15 protein-coding genes and 1 pseudogene are annotated in these 18,164 nt (G+C 65.1%); 12 read left to right on the top strand and 4 right to left on the bottom strand.

The genetic code is table 11. The features are described 5' to 3' along the window. Positions 1 to 54: 54 nt before the first annotated feature. From KUF59_RS41990 to KUF59_RS41960, 7 genes and pseudogenes are all read left to right on the top strand, one after another. Positions 55 to 1,068, top strand: coding sequence for an ABC transporter permease (locus KUF59_RS41990; protein WP_212457909.1), 1,014 nt, complete (start codon positions 55 to 57; stop codon positions 1,066 to 1,068). A 3-nt stretch (positions 1,069 to 1,071) separates the two neighbouring features. After that, positions 1,072 to 1,970 (top strand): annotated as a pseudogene (locus KUF59_RS41985) (ABC transporter permease). Further along, a complete protein-coding gene (locus KUF59_RS41980; RefSeq protein WP_212457907.1) occupies positions 1,970 to 3,706 on the top strand; it encodes a dipeptide ABC transporter ATP-binding protein in 1,737 nt (578 codons plus the stop codon). The pseudogene KUF59_RS41985 and the gene KUF59_RS41980 overlap by 1 nt, the downstream one beginning before the upstream one ends. A 32-nt stretch (positions 3,707 to 3,738) precedes the next feature. Continuing rightward, the gene (locus tag KUF59_RS41975) at positions 3,739 to 3,918 is read left to right on the top strand and encodes a DUF4089 domain-containing protein (protein WP_212457906.1); all 180 of its coding nucleotides are present in this window, start codon (positions 3,739 to 3,741) and stop codon (positions 3,916 to 3,918) included. A 7-nt stretch (positions 3,919 to 3,925) separates the two neighbouring features. After that, positions 3,926 to 5,320: an AtzE family amidohydrolase gene (locus KUF59_RS41970; protein ID WP_212457905.1), complete on the top strand. Its 1,395-nt coding sequence runs from the start codon at positions 3,926 to 3,928 to the stop codon at positions 5,318 to 5,320. Position 5,321: 1 nt separating this feature from the next. Then, positions 5,322 to 5,714 (top strand): oxalurate catabolism protein HpxZ, encoded by a 393-nt coding sequence (gene hpxZ, locus KUF59_RS41965; protein ID WP_212457904.1) that lies wholly within the window; start codon positions 5,322 to 5,324, stop codon positions 5,712 to 5,714. Between the two features lie 4 nt (positions 5,715 to 5,718). Next, positions 5,719 to 6,441 (top strand): GntR family transcriptional regulator, encoded by a 723-nt coding sequence (locus KUF59_RS41960; protein ID WP_212457903.1) that lies wholly within the window; start codon positions 5,719 to 5,721, stop codon positions 6,439 to 6,441. Between the two features lie 186 nt (positions 6,442 to 6,627). On the opposite strand, the gene atzF is transcribed toward KUF59_RS41960, so the two are convergent. Beyond that, positions 6,628 to 8,427, bottom strand: coding sequence for an allophanate hydrolase (gene atzF, locus KUF59_RS41955; RefSeq protein ID WP_212457902.1), 1,800 nt, complete (start codon positions 8,425 to 8,427; stop codon positions 6,628 to 6,630). A gap of 218 nt (positions 8,428 to 8,645) precedes the next feature. Next, entirely contained in the window at positions 8,646 to 9,155 is a 510-nt protein-coding gene (locus KUF59_RS41950) for a MarR family winged helix-turn-helix transcriptional regulator (protein WP_212457901.1), read from the bottom strand. Between the two features lie 154 nt (positions 9,156 to 9,309). Here KUF59_RS41950 and KUF59_RS41945 point away from each other — a divergent pair, with 154 nt between their 5' ends. Together KUF59_RS41945 and KUF59_RS41940 are read left to right on the top strand one after the other, a co-directional pair. Then, the gene (locus KUF59_RS41945; RefSeq protein ID WP_212457900.1) at positions 9,310 to 11,166 is read left to right on the top strand and encodes a feruloyl-CoA synthase; all 1,857 of its coding nucleotides are present in this window, start codon (positions 9,310 to 9,312) and stop codon (positions 11,164 to 11,166) included. 160 nt (positions 11,167 to 11,326) lie between these two features. After that, positions 11,327 to 13,009 (top strand): tannase/feruloyl esterase family alpha/beta hydrolase, encoded by a 1,683-nt coding sequence (locus KUF59_RS41940; RefSeq protein ID WP_212457899.1) that lies wholly within the window; start codon positions 11,327 to 11,329, stop codon positions 13,007 to 13,009. Between the two features lie 359 nt (positions 13,010 to 13,368). Here KUF59_RS41940 and KUF59_RS41935 read toward each other — a convergent pair whose 3' ends face one another. Beyond that, positions 13,369 to 13,875: a MarR family winged helix-turn-helix transcriptional regulator gene (locus KUF59_RS41935; RefSeq protein WP_212457898.1), complete on the bottom strand. Its 507-nt coding sequence runs from the start codon at positions 13,873 to 13,875 to the stop codon at positions 13,369 to 13,371. An 83-nt stretch (positions 13,876 to 13,958) separates the two neighbouring features. Between KUF59_RS41935 and KUF59_RS41930 the strand changes: the two genes are divergently transcribed. Genes KUF59_RS41930 through KUF59_RS41920 form a run of 3 tightly spaced genes read left to right on the top strand, consistent with a single transcriptional unit; the run spans position 13,959 to position 16,777 of the window. Continuing rightward, a complete protein-coding gene (locus tag KUF59_RS41930) occupies positions 13,959 to 15,170 on the top strand; it encodes a cytochrome P450 (protein WP_212457897.1) in 1,212 nt (403 codons plus the stop codon). Between the two features lie 11 nt (positions 15,171 to 15,181). After that, on the top strand, positions 15,182 to 15,505 hold the full coding sequence (locus KUF59_RS41925; protein ID WP_212457896.1) for a 2Fe-2S iron-sulfur cluster-binding protein: 324 nt from the start codon (positions 15,182 to 15,184) through the stop codon (positions 15,503 to 15,505). A 60-nt stretch (positions 15,506 to 15,565) separates the two neighbouring features. Beyond that, positions 15,566 to 16,777, top strand: coding sequence for an ABC transporter substrate-binding protein (locus KUF59_RS41920; RefSeq protein WP_212457895.1), 1,212 nt, complete (start codon positions 15,566 to 15,568; stop codon positions 16,775 to 16,777). Positions 16,778 to 17,165: 388 nt separating this feature from the next. On the opposite strand, the gene KUF59_RS41915 is transcribed toward KUF59_RS41920, so the two are convergent. Continuing rightward, positions 17,166 to 17,954, bottom strand: a complete 789-nt coding sequence (locus KUF59_RS41915) for a slipin family protein (protein ID WP_212458166.1) — start codon at positions 17,952 to 17,954, stop codon at positions 17,166 to 17,168. Positions 17,955 to 18,164 lie beyond the last annotated feature (210 nt).

Below are 18,164 nucleotides of genomic sequence, written 5' to 3'. Positions count from 1 at the left end.
GAACGCAGCGACGCGCGCGGCTACCAGCATGCGCAACACGCCCAGGAGCGCATCATGCTCACCATGATCAGCAAGCGTCTGATGTTCGCGATTCCCTCTCTGATCGGGGTCGTCATCGTCACCTTCCTGCTGACGCGCGCGTTGCCGGGTGACCCCGCGGCCTATTTCGCCGGGCCTGCCGCGACCAAGGAAGCCGTCGAGCAGATCCGGAAAAAACTCGGCCTCGACAAGCCGCTGATCGAGCAGTTCTTCCGCTACACCAACGATCTCGCGCACGGCGATTTCGGCAACTCGCTCACGACCGGCCAGCCGGTCGCGACCGAAATCCGTAACCGGCTGCCGGCCTCCGCCGAGCTTACGCTGCTCGGCCTTATCGTTTCGGTCGTCATCGCCATCCCGCTCGGCGTGCTCGCCGCGACACGACCGGGTTCGTGGATCGACCATCTCTGCCGCGTCACTACGACCGCGGGCGTATCATTGCCGGTGTTCTTCACCGGCCTGCTGCTGGTCTATTTCTTCTATTTCAGGCTCGGCTGGTCGCCGGCGCCGCTCGGCCGGCTCGATGTGTTCTACAGCGCGCCGCCGACCGTGACCGGATTCTATCTCGTCGACACGCTGATCGCGCGCGATTTCGAGGCGTTCCGCTCGGCGTTCAGCCAGCTCATCCTGCCCGCGACCACGCTTGCGATTTTTTCGCTGGCGCCGATCGCGCGCATGACGCGCGCCTCGATGCTCGCGGTGCTGGCCTCCGAATTCGTCCGCACCGCGCGCGCCAGCGGCCTGTCGCCCGCAACCGTCATCGTCACCTACGCCTTCCGCAATGCGATGCTGCCGGTCATCACCACGCTCAGCATGGTGTTCTCGTTCCTGCTCGGCGCGAACGTGCTGGTGGAGAAAGTCTTCGCCTGGCCCGGCATCGGCTCCTATGCGGTGGAAGCGCTGATCTCCTCGGACTTCGCGCCGGTGCAGGGTTTCGTGCTGACCATGGCGGTCATGTACGTGCTGCTCAATCTCGTGATCGACATTCTCTACGGCGTGATCGATCCGCGCGTCAGGTTGGAGGGCTAACTTATGAGCTCCGTTGCGCCAGCTGTTGAGCCCGTCGGTCCCGCGCGCACCTCCGGGCTCGTCGCGATCCTCGAACAGACCCGCTACGTTCTCGGCGAGAACAGGGTGACAGGCTTTGCCTTCGGCCTGCTGATCGTGATCCTGTTCGCCGCTATCTTTGGTCCCCTCGTGGTGCCCTACGATCCGCTCGCTTCGGACACAGCGGCGGCTCTGAAGCCGCCGTCGGCCGCGCACTGGTTTGGCACCGATCAATTGGGCCGCGCATCTTTAGCCGCGTCATCGTCGCAACCCGTCTCGATGTCTTCATCGCGATCGCCTCCGTCGTGCTGGTCTTCTTGATGGGCGGGCTTGCCGGCATCGCGGCCGGTTATTTTGGCGGCTGGACCGATCGCATCGTCGGCCGCGTCGCCGACACCATCATGGCCTTCCCGCTGTTCGTGCTGGCGATGGGCATCGTGGCCGCGCTTGGCAACACCGTACAGAACATCATCCTCGCCACAGCCATCGTGAACTTCCCGCTCTACGCCCGCGTTGCGCGCGCGGAAGCCAACGTTCGCCGCAACGCCGGCTTCGTGCAAGCGGCGCGTCTGTCGGGCAATGGCGAGTTCCGGATTCTGCTGGTGCACATCCTGCCGAACATCATGCCGATCATGATCGTGCAGATGTCGCTGACCATGGGCTACGCCATCCTCAACGCCGCCGGCCTCTCCTTCATCGGCCTCGGCGTTCGCCCGCCGACGGCGGAGTGGGGCATCATGGTCGCCGAGGGCGCCGGCTTCATGGTGTCGGGCGAATGGTGGATCGCGCTATTCCCGGGCCTCGCTTTGATGATCGCCGTGTTCTGCTTCAACCTTCTCGGCGACGGCCTGCGCGACATCGTCGACCCGCAGCGGAGGACGTGATGACCGCCCAGCCGCTGCTCGACGTCCAGGATCTCACCGTCGAATTCACCACCCGCCGCGGCATCGTCAAGGCGGTACAGCATGTCGACATCTCCGTCGCCAAGGGCGAGACGCTTGCCATCGTCGGCGAGTCCGGTTCGGGCAAGTCGGTGACATCCTATGCCGTGATGCGCATCCTCGACCGCGCCGGCAGGATCGCCGAGGGCTCGGTGATGTTTTCGGGCATCGACGTCAAGGCCGCGACCGAAGACCAGATGCGGAACTTGCGCGGTCGCGAAGTCTCGATGATTTTTCAAAACCCGCGTGCCGCGCTCAATCCGATCCGAAAGGTCGGCGACCAGATCGAGGACGTGCTGCGCACCCATGTGCAGCAGGCGCAAGTCGCCGATCACGGCGAGAAGGCGATCGAGGCGCTGGAGCAGGTCAAGATCGCGCGCCCGCGCGAACGCTACCACGCCTATCCCTTCGAACTGTCAGGCGGCATGTGCCAGCGCGTCGTCATCGCGCTTGCGCTCGCCTGCAATCCGCAGCTTTTGATCGCGGACGAGCCGACCACCGGCCTCGACGTCACCACGCAGAAGGCGGTGATGGACCTCATCGTCGAGCTGACAAAACGCCGCGCGATGTCGACGATTTTGATCACGCATGATCTGGGCCTCGCCGCTGCCTATTGCGACCGCGTCGTGGTGATGGAGAAGGGCAGGGTGGTCGAGACCGCCAAGGCCGCCGACATTTTTGCCAACCCGCAGCACCCCTACACAAAGAAGCTGATGCGCGCGACGCCGCGGCTCGGCGTGTCGCTGCGTGATCTCTTGCCGGAGGAAGAAGCTGCTACGCCCGCCACCGTGAGCGCCGTGCCGGGCGAACCGGCGCATGCGCCCGCCGTCACCGAGGGCACAAAGCCCCTTCTCCTCATCGACAAGCTCGTCAAGGAATATCCCCGCCAGGGCGCCACCGCCGTGCTCGGAAAGCTGTTCGGCCGCAAGCCGCCGGTCGAGCCAGACGTGTTCCGCGCGGTCGATGGCATCAGTTTTTCGATCGGCCATGGCGAGAGCGTCGGCCTCGTCGGCGAATCCGGCTGCGGAAAATCGACGACGTCGATGATGGTGATGCGGCTGTTGGACCAGACCTCGGGGCGCATCCAGTTTGACGGCGAGGAGATCGGCAGCATCATGCCGAACGCCTTTGCCCGGCTGCCGCTGCGCAGCCGGATCCAGATGGTGTTCCAGGATCCGACCGACAGCCTCAATCCGCGCTTCACCGCCGCGCGCGCCATCGCTGACCCGATCATGCAGCTCGGGAACATCAGCGGGCGTGACGCATTGCGGGCGCGCTGCGAGGAACTCGCTGCTATGGTCGGGCTTCCGCTCAACCTGCTGGATCGCTTTCCGCACCAATTGTCAGGCGGGCAGAAGGCCCGCGTCGGCATCGCGCGCGCCATCGCGCTGCACCCAAAGCTCGTCATCCTGGACGAGCCGACCGCCGCACTCGACGTCTCGGTGCAGGCCGTGGTGCTGAACTTGCTGCAGGACCTCAAGCAGAGGCTCGGTATGAGCTATCTGTTTGTCTCGCATGATTTGAATGTGGTGCGCTTGCTGTGCGATCGTGTCATTGTGATGCGCACGGGGCGAATCGTGGAGGAGGGCTCTTCCGAAAGGGTCCTCAGCGATCCGCAGGACGATTACACCAAGGAGCTGTTGACGGCGATCCCGCATCCGCCGTTGCCGGCGCATTAACGTGATTGCACGAACGCGAGATTGAGAGAGCGATGGCCGAACCGCTGGATGACTATATCGATGCTGTCGCGCAAGCGCTCGCGCTGCCGGTCGAGGAGGCCTGGCGCCCCGCCATTCGCGCCAATCTCGAGGTGTCGCTGAGGCTCGCTCGCCTCGTGGACGAATTCGCGCTGCCGGACGAGACCGAGCCGGCACCCGTGTTCACCGCCTGATGCTGCCATGACCACCAAGCCAGAATTGACGGCCTCTGATATCGCGAGCGCAGTCGCAGCCCGCAAGTTGTCGGCGCTCGACGCCATCGAAGCTGCGCTCGCGCGCATCAAGGCGCACGACACCGTCCTCAATTCCTTCACCGACGTCACCGCGGATCGCGCCCGCGCCAAAGCGCGCGCTCTCGATGCCGACATCGCCGCGGGCAAGAAAGTCGGCCCGCTCGCCGGCGTGCCGTTTGCGGTCAAGAATCTGTTTGATGTCGCGGGTCTGCCGACGCGGGCCGGTTCAAAAATCAATCGTGACCTCGCGCCGGCAAAGCGCGATGCCACGCTGATCGAGCGGATGGAAGCGGCCGGAGCCGTGCTGGTCGGCGCGCTCAACATGGGCGAGTACGCCTACGACTTCACCGGCGAGAACGTCCATGACGGCAACTCGCGGAATCCACACGACACCACGCGGATGACCGGCGGATCGTCCGGCGGCTCGGGCGGCTCGGTCGGCGGCGCGCTGGTGCCGATCGCGCTGGGGTCGGACACCAACGGTTCGATCCGCGTGCCGTCGTCGTTCTGCGGCATCTTTGGCCTGAAGCCGACCTATGGCCGGCTGTCGCGCGCGCGCTCCTTCCCCTTCGTCGCAAGCCTCGATCATCTCGGCCCGCTCGCACGCTCGGTCACCGATCTCGCGCTCGCTTATGACGCAATGCAGGGGCCGGACGCAGACGATGGCGCCTGCAGCGTGAGCGGCGTTGAGCCCGTCACCTCGCTGCTATCAGGGTCGATCTCCGGCTTGCGTGTCGCCATCGCCGGCGGCTACTTTCAGAAGAACGTCTTCCCTGAAGCGGTCGAGGCCGTTTCGCGCGTTGCCAAGGCCCTCGGCGCTACGCAAGTCATCGATATTCCCGAGGCCGCGCGCGCCCGCGCGGCAGCTTACGTCATCACCACCACTGAAGGCGCATCGCTGCATCTCGATCGGCTGCGCAAGCGTCCGAACGATTTCGATCCCGCGGTGCGTGACCGGCTGATCGCGGGCGCGATGGTGCCGGCGCCGATGGTCGACCGCGCGCAAAAGTTCCGCCGCTGGTATCGCGCGCAGGTTGCCGAACTTTTCAAATCGGTCGACGTGCTGATCGCGCCGGCAACACCGTGCATCGCGCCGAAGATCGGCCAGGTGACCTTCAAGCTGGACGGCGTGGAGCTGCCGGTGCGCGCCAATATCGGCATCCACACCCAGCCGATCTCGTTCATCGGATTGCCCGTCGTCGCCGTGCCCGTGCCGCTCGAGCCGATGCCGATCGGCGTGCAGATCATCGCCGCGCCCTGGCGCGAGGACATTGCGCTGCGCGTCGCCGCCGCGCTCGAGCGCATGGGCGTTGCCGCCGCGCCCGCACCGAGAGGAATTTGAGATGGAGATCGATCTCCCCGACGTGCTGGCTGATGTCACCGCCGCGTTCGAACGCTACGAGAAGGCGCTGGTCAGCAACGACGTCGCCGTGCTCGGCGAACTCTTCCGCGACGATACGCGCACGCTGCGCTACGGCATCGGCGAGAATCTCTATGGCTATGAGGCGATCTCCGGCTTTCGCGCCGCGCGTTCGCCGGTGGGGCTGAACCGCCGCACCGCGAAAACCGTCATCACCGCTTACGGCCGCGACACCGCGGTCGCTTCCACCTTGTTCTATCGCGACAGCCTGCCGGGCAAGGTCGGCCGGCAGATGCAGACCTGGGTCCGCTTCCCCGAGGGCTGGCGCGTCGTCGCCGCGCATGTCAGCATCATCGACGAACCCAAAGAGACCTGACGGCATGACGCTTGACGACCTTCCGCCTGGGACAGTGCCGGCCGAGCCGGTGGTTCCGCGCGTCGATCGCGCGCAACCTAGCGTGCAGAAGGTTACGCGCGCCGAGGAGCTGCGGCTTCAGCTCGCCGACGAGATCGTGCGCGGCACGCTGGCGCCGGGCGCCGCGCTCGACGAGACCGATATCGCGCGCCGCTTCAGCGTCTCCCGCACGCCGGTGCGCGAAGCGCTGCGCCAGCTCGTGGCGAGCGGCCTGGTCGAGGCGCGCGCCCATCGCGGCGCCGTGGTGGCCCAGCCCTCGATCGAGCGTCTCACCAGCATGTTCGAGGCGATGGCCGAGCTGGAGGCGCTGTGCGCGGGCCTTGCCGCCGAGCGGATGTCGGCCGCCGAGCGTCACGGCTTGGAGGCGATCCACGAAGAGCTCCGCGTGCTCAGCTACACCGGCAACCCCGAGCGGTTCCACGAGGTCAACGAGCGCTTCCATAACGCGATCTATGCCGGCTCGCAAAACGGCTACATTGCCGAGATCACGCTGGCGACGCGCGTCCGCGTCCAGCCGTTCCGCCGCGCCCAGTTCCGCAATCTCGGGCGGCTCGCAAAATCGCAGGCCGAGCACGACCGCGTCGTCGTCGCCATCATGCGCGGCGACAAGCAGGGCGCCGCGGCTGCGATGCGCGCGCATATCGAGCTGGTGCGCGGCGAGTACGAGATTTACGCGGTGTCGGTTTAGGCACGTCGGTGTCCCGGACGCGGTGCAGCGCCACAAGCGCGTTTACGCGCGTCTTCGACGCGCTATAGCGCTGCTCCGCAGAGCCGGGACCCATCCATCTGTTTTGCAAACCGCTCCACGGGTCCCGGTTCAGCAGCGCACCACTGCGTGATGCGCTGCGCCCGGGACACGAGACCGGTTAGGCCGTCACCCTCCCGCCATATACTTCCGCCAGCCGCCATACGCCGTGATATCGCGTGCGCCGCCGAGCGCTTCCGGCTCGACGAGAAATCCCTTCACGCCGCGGCCGTCCGCCAGCCGGATCGTGCCGATCGCCATCGGCGGCGGGATGGCGTTGACGAACTTGCCGAAGGCGGACGCCGACAGCGACCAGATCTCCAACTCGATCGCCGCGCCCTGGCCGGCTGCGACGCGCAGCAGGCCCGGCTTGGGCGGCGTCGTTTGCAGCGCATAGAGCTTGTAGTCGGCCGCGGTCTTCGTCGCCTCGACCAGCCTTGCGTTCAGCGTCTTCAATTCGTGGTTCAGCACCATGCCCGACAGATGCGCGCCGACCACGGCGATCGGAATCTCGTCGGCGCTATTGGGGGGCAGTGACGCCAGTGGCGGCTGCGCGATGCCCTTCGCGCCGAGCGTGAGTTTTGTGTCGGCATGAAACGCGCGCCCGATGCTCGCGAGCATGGCGTCGCGGCCGGCTGGCGCAAGCAGGGTGATGCCGAACGGGATGCCGTCGGACCGCATCGCCGCCGGCACAGCCAGCCCGCAGAGGTCGAGCAGATTGACGAAATTGGTGTAGGTGCCGAGTCGGCTGTTGAGCTCGATCGGGTTGGCGAGCACCTGCGCGGTCGTATAGACCGTCGGCGCCGTCGGCAGCACCAGCGCGTCGATATTGGCAAAGGTGCGCTCGGCGATTTTGCGCAGCCCCTGCAGCCGGTACAGCGCAGAAAAAGTTTCCGCCGCCGTGAGCCGCGCGCCCGCGGCCGTGATCTCGCGCGTCACGGCGTGAATTGAATCCGGGGCCGAGGCCAGCAGATTGCGAATGACGAGATAGCGCTCGGCAACCCACGGCCCCTCATAGAGCAGCCGCGCGGTCTCGTAGAACGGCTCGAGGTCGAACTCGACGAGTTGAGCGCCGAGCGACGTCCAGCGCTTCAGCGCCTCGCCATAGGCCGCTTCAGCTTTCTTGTCGCCGAAGAAGATCAACTGCCCGTTGCGGGGAACGCCGAGACGGATGTTGGCCGGAAACGGCGTGATCGGCTGAAGCGGCCGGTCGCGCGAGAACGGATCGGCCTGATCCGGTCCCGCCATCACGGAGAGCGCGAGCGCGGCGTCGTCGACCGTGAGAGCGAATACCGAGATGCAGTCGAGCGTGCGGCAGGCCGGCACCAGGCCCGCGGTCGAGATCATGCCGAGGCTCGGTTTTAGCCCGACGATGTTGTTGAGCATCGCGGGCACGCGGCCGCTGCCCGCGGTGTCGGTGCCGAGCGACAGCGGCACGAGGCCCGCAGCCACGGCGGTCGCCGATCCCGAGCTCGATCCGCCGGGAATGAGATCCTCGCGGATCGCGTTTCTGGGAATGCCGTAGGGCGAGCGCACGCCGACGAGGCCGGTCGCGAACTGGTCGAGATTGGTCTTGCCGATGATGATGGCGCCGGCCGCGCGCAAGCGCGCGACCGCGGTCGAGTCATGGGTCGGCGTATACGAGAAGGCCGGGCAGGCGGCCGTGGTGGGAAAACCCAGCGCGTCGATGTTGTCCTTCACCGCGACGGGCACGCCATAGAGCGGCAGCGCGGCGGCGTCCTGTTGCGCGGCGAGCTTCTCGGCTTCCGCGATCGCGTCCTTCTCCTCGCGCAGGCTGATGAACATGGCGGGATCGTTGTGGTCGCGGATGCGCCGATAGGTCCGCGCGATCGTCTCGGCCGGTGTGATCTTGCCCGCGCGATGCGCGGCGACGATTGCGGCTACCGTCTCAGGCTGGTCGGCCCCCATAACGACGAAAACTCCGTAAAAAACTCCGGCGACAAATCTTCACCTGCTCTGAAGCAAGCGATGTGCCATTGTGTACAATATCTGTACAGATCGCGCGATCCGGATATCGCCGTCAGATCATATGCTTACGCGAAGGAGCGACAAGCGGCGATGGTGCGGGGGTAAGGCTCTCACGCGTGCATCTGCTCAAACTTTGAGCACGAACTGCCGGCGCCCGGTCAGGTGAAGCCCGCGAGAATCTCCAGCAGTTTTTCCCGGTTCTCCCGGCCGATCTTCTCCTCCACATGCCGCTCGTGCTCGGCCGCGAGCCGCTTGAATTTTGTCAGCGACGTCTCGCCCTGCGCAGTCAGATGCAGCGCATGGGAGCGGCGGTCGGACTTTGACTTGATCCGCTTGACCAGTTTCCTGCGCTCAAGGCTGTCGAGCAGATGCACCAGCCGTGCGCGCTCGATGCCGAGGCGGTTGGCGACCGCCATCTGGGTCAGGCCCGGATTGGCGCCGATCACGGTCATGACCGAATACTGGGTGGGCTTGATGTCCACTGACGCGAGCGTCCGGACAAAATCCTGAAAGATCCAGATCTGGAAGCGCCGCACCGCATAGCCGGCGTGCCCGACCAGCGCATCGAGGCCGATCCCGTCCGCGTCGTTTGGGCGCGCCTTGCCGTCGCTCGCCCGCTTGCGGGCCAGGGGTATCGGCGTTTCCCTTCGCGGTGCGCTGGCTGTCACTCTCTATCTCCGGCGTCGCAGCACTTGTAGCGCGTGACGGCAGGCATTGAAACATTGTTGTTGACGACAACAATTGCTGTGCTCAACATTATGGCCAAAGCAGCCCGGAACGAGACTGCAGCCGATCCCGCCACGGGCGGGCGAGGAGGACCCCATGACCATGGCCGCCGCACGCGGTGACGCATCCAGCCTGTTCGCAACGCCAAAAACCGTCGCAGAGCATCGCGCCGACGGCAGCATCGTGCTGCGTTCGAGCGAACCCTTGCGCGGCAGCGCGCGCTGCATCGGCGACTGGCTGGAGCATTGGGCGCGGCAGTCACCGGACAAGATTTTTCTCGCCGAGCGCGCCGGTGCCGAAGCGGCGTGGACGACGGTCACCTACGCGCAGGCGCTCCAGCAGGTGCGCTCCGCCGCTGCCTGGATTCTGGCGCAGGGGCTGAGCGCGCAGCGCCCGCTCGTCATCCTCTCCGACAACGGCGTCGATCACGCGCTGTTCGCGCTCGCCGCCCAGCATGCCGGCGTGCCCTCGGCCGCGATCTCGCCGGCCTATTCGCTGATGTCCAGGGATTTTGACAAGCTCAAGAGCATGATCGCGCTGCTCGAGCCCGGCGCGATCTACGTCACTGCGACAAAACCGTTTGCGGCGGCGCTGGCCGCAATCAAGTCGCTGCACAACGCGGTCATCGTCAGCGGCAATGCGACTGATGAGAATGCGCTGGCCTTCAGCGCCATCACCGCAACGCCTGAATCGCCCGATGTCGCAAAAGCCTTCGCCGCGGTGACATCAGATACGATCGCAAAATTCCTGTTCACCTCGGGGTCGACAGGCACGCCCAAGGCCGTGATCAATACCCAGCGCATGCTGACCTCGAGCCAGCAGGCCAAGGCGCAGACCTGGACCTTTTTGGAGCAGGCCAGCGACGATCTCGTGATCCTGGACTGGCTGCCCTGGAGCCACACCTTTGGCGCCAACCACAATTTCAACCTCGTGCTGCGCAACGGCGGCTCGCTCTATGTCGATGGCGGCAAGCCGGCACCGGGCCTGTTCGCGACATCGCTTGCGAACCTCAAAAGCGTGATGCCGACGGTCTATTTCAACGTGCCGCGCGGCTTTGACATGCTGATCGCGGCCTTGCGCAGCGACGAGGAACTGCGCCGTCGCTTCTTCGGCGAGGTCAAGTTCGCCTTCTATGCCGGCGCGGCGCTGCCGCAGAATCTGTGGGACGCGCTCGAAGAGCTCTCGGTGAAAACCGTCGGCCGCGCGCTGCCGATGGTCTCGGCCTGGGGCTCGACCGAAACCTCGCCGCTGGCGACCGACTGCCATTTCCTCGCCGAGCGTTCCGGCAATATCGGCGTGCCGATTCCCGGCACCGAGCTGAAGCTCGTGACGTCCGGCGACAAGCTGGAGGTGCGCGTGCGCGGTCCCAACGTCACGCCCGGCTATTGGAAGGCGCCCGAGCTGACGAAGCAGGCGTTTGACGAAGAGGGATTTTACCTGATCGGCGACGCCGTCAAATTCGCTGATGAAAAACGTCCCGAGCGCGGCCTGTTCTTCGACGGCCGCGTCGCCGAAGATTTCAAACTCAACTCGGGCACCTGGGTCAGCGTCGGCACGCTGCGCGTCGCCGGCATCGCAGCGCTCGCGCCACTGGCGCAGGACATCGTCGTGTCCGGCCATGGCGGCGATGAGGTGCGCTTTCTCGTGTTCCCCAACATCCCCGCCTGCCGCGCCCATGCCGGTCTCGGCGAGAGCGCCGGCGTCGGCGAGGTGATCGGCCACGACAAGGTCAGAAGCGCCATCGCGGAAGGGCTCGCAAAACTGAAAGCGCAAGGCAGCAACTCCTCCGGCCATGCCACGCGCGCTCTGCTGCTCGCCGAGCCGCCGTCGGTCGACGGCGGCGAGATCACCGACAAGGGCTACATCAACCAGCGCGCCGTGCTGACGCGCCGAGCGGACGCGGTGGCGCGGCTCAACGACGATGCCTCGGCGGAGTGGATCGGCTGTAGTTAGGCGCGCTCAATTGCTTCTCTTACCCTCCAGGGGAGGGTAACGAGACCGCCGCCTCCTCCCACGGCAAGGGAAGAAGGGAAGAATTCGCTCGTTCAGGCTGCTTGTCAAAATGGGGAATTGGAGTAATAATTATAAAATATAACTAACTAGGGAGGCCGCCGTGAGGTCTGGCTTGGTATCGGCAGTCGCGCTGGCTGCTCTTTTGGGATCAACGGCATTGGCCCGCGCCGATGGCGAGGCCTGCTCGCCGGTCACATCAGCTTCGCTCGCCATCTCCGGCGTCGAGATCACGGGATCAAAGACGCAGGAAGCGGCGAACGGCCTGCCCAAGCATTGCATCGTGACGGGGCTCGCCAACCGGCGCACCGGTGCAGATGGAAAGTCCTACGCCATCCAGTTCGAGGTGCGATTGCCGGCGGAGTGGAACGGACGCTTCCTGCACCAGGTGAACGGCGGCAATGACGGTGTCGTCGTGCCTGCGCTGGGTGACAAGCCAGACGGCTTTGCCTCGGGCGGGACGGTGCCGCTGGCGCGCGGCTTTGCCGTGCTGTCGTCCGACAGCGGGCATTCCGGCTCCGATCCCGCGAACAAGTCGCTGGGCCTGACCGCGGGCGCAGCCTTCGGCCTCGATCCGCAGGCGCGGCGTGATTATGGCTACGCGGCCGACATGACGCTGGCGCCGGTCGGCAAGACCATCATCGCCCTGCATTACGGCCGCAAGCCTGATCGCTCCTACATGGCCGGCTGCTCGAACGGCGGACGCCATGCCATGGTCGCGGCCTCGCGCATGCCCGAGAACTATGATGGCTTCCTGGTCGGCAATCCCGGCTTCGACCTGCCGCGCGCGGCGATCCAGCATGCCTGGGACGTGCAGGCCTTTCTCAAGGCCGATCCCGATCTGCGCAAATCAATCACCAAGGAGGACGCGCAACTCGTCGCCTCCCGCATCACCGAGGCCTGCGACGCGCTCGACGGTGTCAAGGACGGCCTGACTGCGAATCTCGCTGCTTGTCAGAAGGCGTTCGACCTCAAGAGCCTGACCTGTGCACCCGGTCAGACCAATGCGTGCCTGCCTGAACCCAAGGTGGACGCGCTGAAGACGAGCCTGGCCGGGCCGAAGAATTCGAAGGGCGAGGCGCTCTATTCCGACTGGCCGCTCGACGGCGGCATCGGCACCGGCAACTGGCGCGCCTGGAAGGTCGAGAGCCCGGTCGCGCCCTGGAACAATTATCCGATCATCGCCACGATGGGCGCGGCGTCGCTGAACTACATCTTCTCGACGCCGCCTGTCGTCGTGGAAGGGAGCAACGACAAGCTGATCGATGCCCTGAAGGCGTATGATTTCGACAAGGACGCGCCAAAAATCTTCGCCAAGGATGGCACGTTCACGGAGTCGGCGATGGACTTCATGACGCCGCCTGACGTCGACGATCCCAAGCTTGCAGGGCTGCAAAAGACTGGCGGCAAGATGCTGATCTATCACGGCCAGGCCGATCCCGTGTTCTCGGCAAACGACACCATCCGCTGGTACGGCCGGCTGGACAAGAACCTGCAAGGAGGTGCAGACGGCGTCGCGCGCCTGTTCACGATTCCCGGCGAAACTCACTGCGGTGGCGGCGTGGCGCTCGACAAGTTCGACGCGCTGACCGCGCTGACCGACTGGGTGGAGAAGGGCAAGGCACCCGAGCGGATCATCGTCTCCGCCAATCCCGCAAACAAGGAAGTCCCGGCGACGTGGAGCCCCAACCGCACGCGGCCGCTGTGTCCGTATCCGAGTTACGCTGCCTATTCGGGGCAGGGCGACAGCGAGGACGCCGCGAATTTCGTCTGCAAGGCGCCGTAGCGCGGCGGAGCCAATCATTCATCTCGTGCCCCGGACGCAGCGCAGCGCGTAGCGGTGCGATGCAGAGCCGGGGCCCAGGCCGCTGGGTCCCGGCTCTGCGTCGCGTCATTTCATGCCGCGCCGCGTCCGGGACACGAGAGCTTGCATCGCAAGATACGCCAACAGTCCTGCCGCAATATAGCTCCGAGATTTTTGTTGCCTAAGCAACTAATCTGTGCGAATGCCTCCATACGAAAACGACGGCCACAACAACTGCCGCATCTGTTCAGGGAGGACTTATGTTCGGCAGGAGAGGTGCCGCCGGCAAACGCCGGCGCTTGCCCAGTGAAAGCGATAGGAAGCACGCCGGACGCGTCGCGTCAGTCGTAGCTGCTGTCCGTCACCGCGCCGAGATTTTCGTGCATCCGGCGCAGCAGGCCGATCAGCACCTCCTGCTCGTCCTTGCTCAGGCACGACAGCAGCCGCCGCTCGCGCTCGAAGGCGGCGGCGATCACCTTGTCATGGGTGACGCGGCCCTTCGCGGTCAGCGAGATCGAGTGGGTACGGCCGTCCTTGGGATCGCTGCGGATCGCGATCAGCCCGCGCTTTTCCATGGCCGCCAGCGTCCGGCTCACCGGTCCCTTGTCGAAGCCGATGACGTGACAGATGCGCGCGGCCGGAATGCCGGGCTCGATCGCCAGCAGCGCAATGATCCGCCATTCCGTGACGTTGACGCCGAACGCGGGTTGATAGAACGCGTTCGCGCTCTTGGACAGTTTGTTGGCGATGAAGGTGATCAAGGCCGGCACGTAGCGGTCGAGGTCGAGCATCGGCCCCGTCTCGGCGGTCGCTTGCTTGTGTCGGGCTTTGGTCGAGGGCGGGGTCATATCGGATGTCGGGCTCGCAGAGTGCCCGCAGACCTAAAGGCAAGCGCTCGCCTTTCACAAGTTCAAAATGAGGGAGGACTCCCATGACAGCATCCGGCTCACCGGCGTCGTCGGCCATCCCGCATCTCGACGTCGATCCTTTCGCGATGGAGTTTTTCGCCGATCCCTATCCCACGCATGAGCGGCTGCGGGAGGCGGGTCCCGTCGTCTATCTCGACAAATGGAACGTCTATGGCGTGGCGCGCTATGCCGAGGTCCATGCCGTGCTCAACGATCCCGCGACCTTCTGCTCCAGCCGAGGCGTCGGCCTCAGCGACTTCAAGAAGGAGACGCCCTGGCGGCCGCCGAGCCTGATCCTGGAAGCCGATCCGCCCGCGCACACCCGCACCCGCGCGGTGCTGGCAAAAGTGCTCTCGCCGACCGCGATGAAGCAGGTGCGTGACCGCTTTGCCGCGGCCGCCGAGGAACGGGTCGATGCGCTGCTCGACATGAAGAGCTTTGACGCAATCGCGGATCTCGCCGAAGCCTATCCGCTCTCGATCTTTCCCGATGCGCTCGGGCTGAAGCCGGAGGGACGTGAGCATCTCATTCCCTATGCCAGCGTCGTGTTCAACGCTTTCGGTCCGCCCAACCAGTTGCGCCAGGAGGCGATCGAGCGCTCGGCGCCGCACCAGGCCTATGTCGCCGCGCAATGCCAGCGCGAGAATCTCAGGCACGGTGGTTTTGGCGCCTGCATCCACGCCCGGGTCGACGAAGGTGAGATCACCGCGACCGAGGCGCCGCTGCTGGTGCGCTCGCTGCTCTCGGCCGGTCTCGACACCACCGTCAACGGCATCGGCGCCGCAATCTATTGCCTCGCGCGCTTTCCGGATCAGTGGCAGGCCCTGCGCAAGGATACGACGCTCGCGCGCAACGCCTTCGAGGAGGCTGTGCGCTTCGAAAGCCCGGTGCAGACCTTCTTCCGCACCACGACGCGTGACGTCGAACTCGGCGGCGCCAAAATCGGCGAGGGCGAAAAGGTGCTGATGTTCCTCGCCGCCGCCAACCGCGATCCGCGCCGCTGGGACAAGCCCGACAGCTACGACATCACCCGCCGCACCTCCGGGCATGTCGGCTTCGGCTCCGGCATCCACATGTGCGTCGGCCAGCTCGTCGCGCGCCTCGAAGGCGAGGTGATGCTCTCGGCGCTGGCGCGGCGCATCGCAAAAATCGAGATCACGGGCGAGCCAAAGCGCCGCTTCAACAACACACTGCGCGGGCTCGACAGCCTGCCGGTATCAATCACCCCGGCCTGACGAGGATCTTGATGCCAGCCATTACTTTCATCCATTCCGACGGCAGGAGCGACCGCGTTGACGTCAGCGACGGCGAAAGCGCGATGCAGGCGGCGACCCGCCAGGGCCTCGATGGCATCCTGGCCGAATGCGGCGGCAACGCGATGTGCGCGACCTGCCATGTCTATGTCGACGACGGTTGGCTTTCACGCCTGCCTGCGATGGCCGGCGACGAGGACGCGCTGCTCGATGGCGCGGCCGCCGAACGGCGGCCGGCGAGCCGGCTGTCCTGCCAGATCAAGGTTACGCCCGAGCTCGACGGGCTCGTGCTGCGCCTGCCGGAACGGCAGGTCTGAATTCTCTGAACACGCTGCCGGCAACGACCGGCGGCGAGGCAACAAGGTGAGGAGGGAACGATGAAGCATTTGAAGTGGACGCTTGCGCTGGTCGCGAGTCTTGCGGCGGGCGCGGCGAGGGCCGAGATCTCGGACAATGTCGTGCGCGTCGGCGTGCTCAACGACATCTCCGGCATCTTTCAGGACACCAACGGCATGGGCTCGGTCGAAGCCGCGCGCATGGCTGCGGAAGATTTCAACGGCGGCGGCAAAGGCATCAAGGTCGAGATCGTCTATGCCGATCACCAGAACAAGGCGGATGTCGGCAACGCCATTGCGCGCAAATGGCTCGACGTCGAAGGCGTCGATGCCATCGTCGACGTGCCGAACTCGGCGGTCGGCCTTTCCATCAACACGCTGTTGCGCGACAGCCGCATGACGTTCCTGGCGTCGTCGACCGCAAGCTCCGATCTCACCGGCAAGGCCTGCTCGCCCAACACCATCCAGTGGGTCAACGACACCTGGGCGACCGGCAACACCACGGCGGCCGCGATGGTCGCGCGCGGCGGCAAGGACTGGTATTTCCTCACGGTCGATTTCGCGCTCGGCAAGGGCATCGAGACCGAAGCGCAGAAATACATCGAGGCCCACGGCGGCAAGGTGATTGGCTCGTCAAAACATCCGCTCGGTACCTCCGACTTCGCTTCCTTCCTGTTGCAGGCGCAAGGCTCGAAGGCGCAGGTGATCGGCCTTGCCAATGCCGGCGGCGACACCATCAACGCCGTGAAGCAGGCCGCCGAATTTGGTGTCACGCAAGGCGGCCAGAAGCTCGTCGCCTTCCTGCTGTTCATCAACGACGTCCACGGCATGGGATTGAAGGTCGCGCAGGGCCTCCAGCTCATGGAGGCCTTCTACTGGGACATGAACGACGACACCCGCGCCTTCGCAAAGCGCTTTGCCGCGCGGCCCGGCATGAACGGCAAGATGCCGAGCGGCAACCAGGCCGGGGTCTACGCCTCCACGCTCGCTTATCTCAATGCCGTCGCCGCCACCGGCAGCGACAATGCCAAGGATGTCGTGCCGGAGATGAAGAAGTTCAAAGGACAGGACAAGCTGTTCGGCGACACAACCATCCGCCAGGACGGCCGCGTCGTGCATCCGATGTACCTGTTCGAGGTGAAGAAGCCGGACGAGGCGAAGTATCCGTATGATTATTACAAATTGGTCTCGACGATTCCGGCGGACCAGGCGTTCCGGCCCCTGGCGGAAGGTGGATGTTCGCTGGTGAAGTGAGGCGCGGTGACCCTCCCCTGGAGGGCGAGGGTCAATCGCGCGAAGCGCGAGCGGGGTGGGGTGATCTCTCCACCCGGACACTGTTCAACGTGGAGAGACCGTCACCCCACCCCGTCACGCAATCTCGCTTTGCTCGATCGCGTGCCGACCCTCCCCCTCCAGGGTAGGGCTATCGCATGTGAAAAAAAGAGCAAGCACCGTCGGCACTTGCGACGATGCATCGCTTGAACGATGCAACGTCCCTTCGCTCTTCGATTCCGTTTTGTTCTCGATACGATTCCACTGCTTCTCCTGTGGCGCGAGCGCACGGTTGAGCCAAGCCGTGGGAGAGACTCAGGAATTTCCACATGCGATAGCCCTGCCCTCCAGGGGAGGGTGAAGCGTCATCTCACCCCTTCGCCACCACCGCCTTCGCGACATCCGCGATCCCGCGCGCCATCGATACGAACTCGCTCGGCATCATCACCAGCGTCATGGTGTTCTGCTCGGCGCCGACCTCGGTGATCATCTGCATGCGGCGCAGCTCCAGGCCGGCCGGATTCTGCATGATGACCTCGGCGGCCTTTCGCAGTTGCTCGGCGGCATCGAGCTCGGCCTCGGCCTTGATCAGGCGGGCGCGCTTTTCACGCAGCGCTTCTGCTTCCTGCGCCAGTGCGCGCTGCATGCTCGGCGGGATTTCGACGCTCTTCATCTGCACCAGCTCGACCTTGACGCCCCAGGGCTCGGTGGTCGCGTCGATCGATTTCTGCATGACGTCGGCAATGGTGTCCTGCGCTTTCAAAATCTCGTCCAGCGTATGCTGGCCGAGCACGGCGCGCAGCGTCGTCAATGAGACCTGCACGACGGCGTTGGAGACGGCTTTGACCTCGATCACCGCGAGCTCGGGATCGACGATGCGATACCAGACCACGGCATCGACCTTGATCGGCACGTTGTCGCGCGTGATGCCTTCCTGCTGCTCGACATTGGCGGTGATGGTGCGCAGGTCGAGCTTGGTCTGCCATTCGATGATGGGCCAGACGAGGTACAGGCCGGGACCGGCGGTGCGGTTGAACTTGCCGAGCCGGAACACGACGCTGCGTTCATATTGATTAACGACGCGGATGCTGCCGAGAAAATACGCGATCGCCGTAAGAACGATGATCGTTAAATATGGATGCGCGGCGACAAACTCCATGACGAACACGGATGCCTCCTGTTGTTCAATGCGCGGCGGATTAGGTGATGGGGGACGATGCTTTCAAGGACGTCGGCAAGGCGCCGTCAGGCAATATTTTTTGGCGTTAACCACTTGACGTTCGGTCCGTTAAGGCCGCGCAGCGGATGAAAGGAGCCTCCGCGAGTCGCGTGCCTGCGTAGCAACAGCCCGGTCCCATCGTCATTGCGA

Origin of the sequence: Bradyrhizobium arachidis, from assembly GCF_024758505.1 — a bacterium.
GTDB lineage: Bacteria > Pseudomonadota > Alphaproteobacteria > Rhizobiales > Xanthobacteraceae > Bradyrhizobium > Bradyrhizobium manausense_C.
This window is presented reverse-complemented; position numbering and strand designations above follow the sequence as displayed.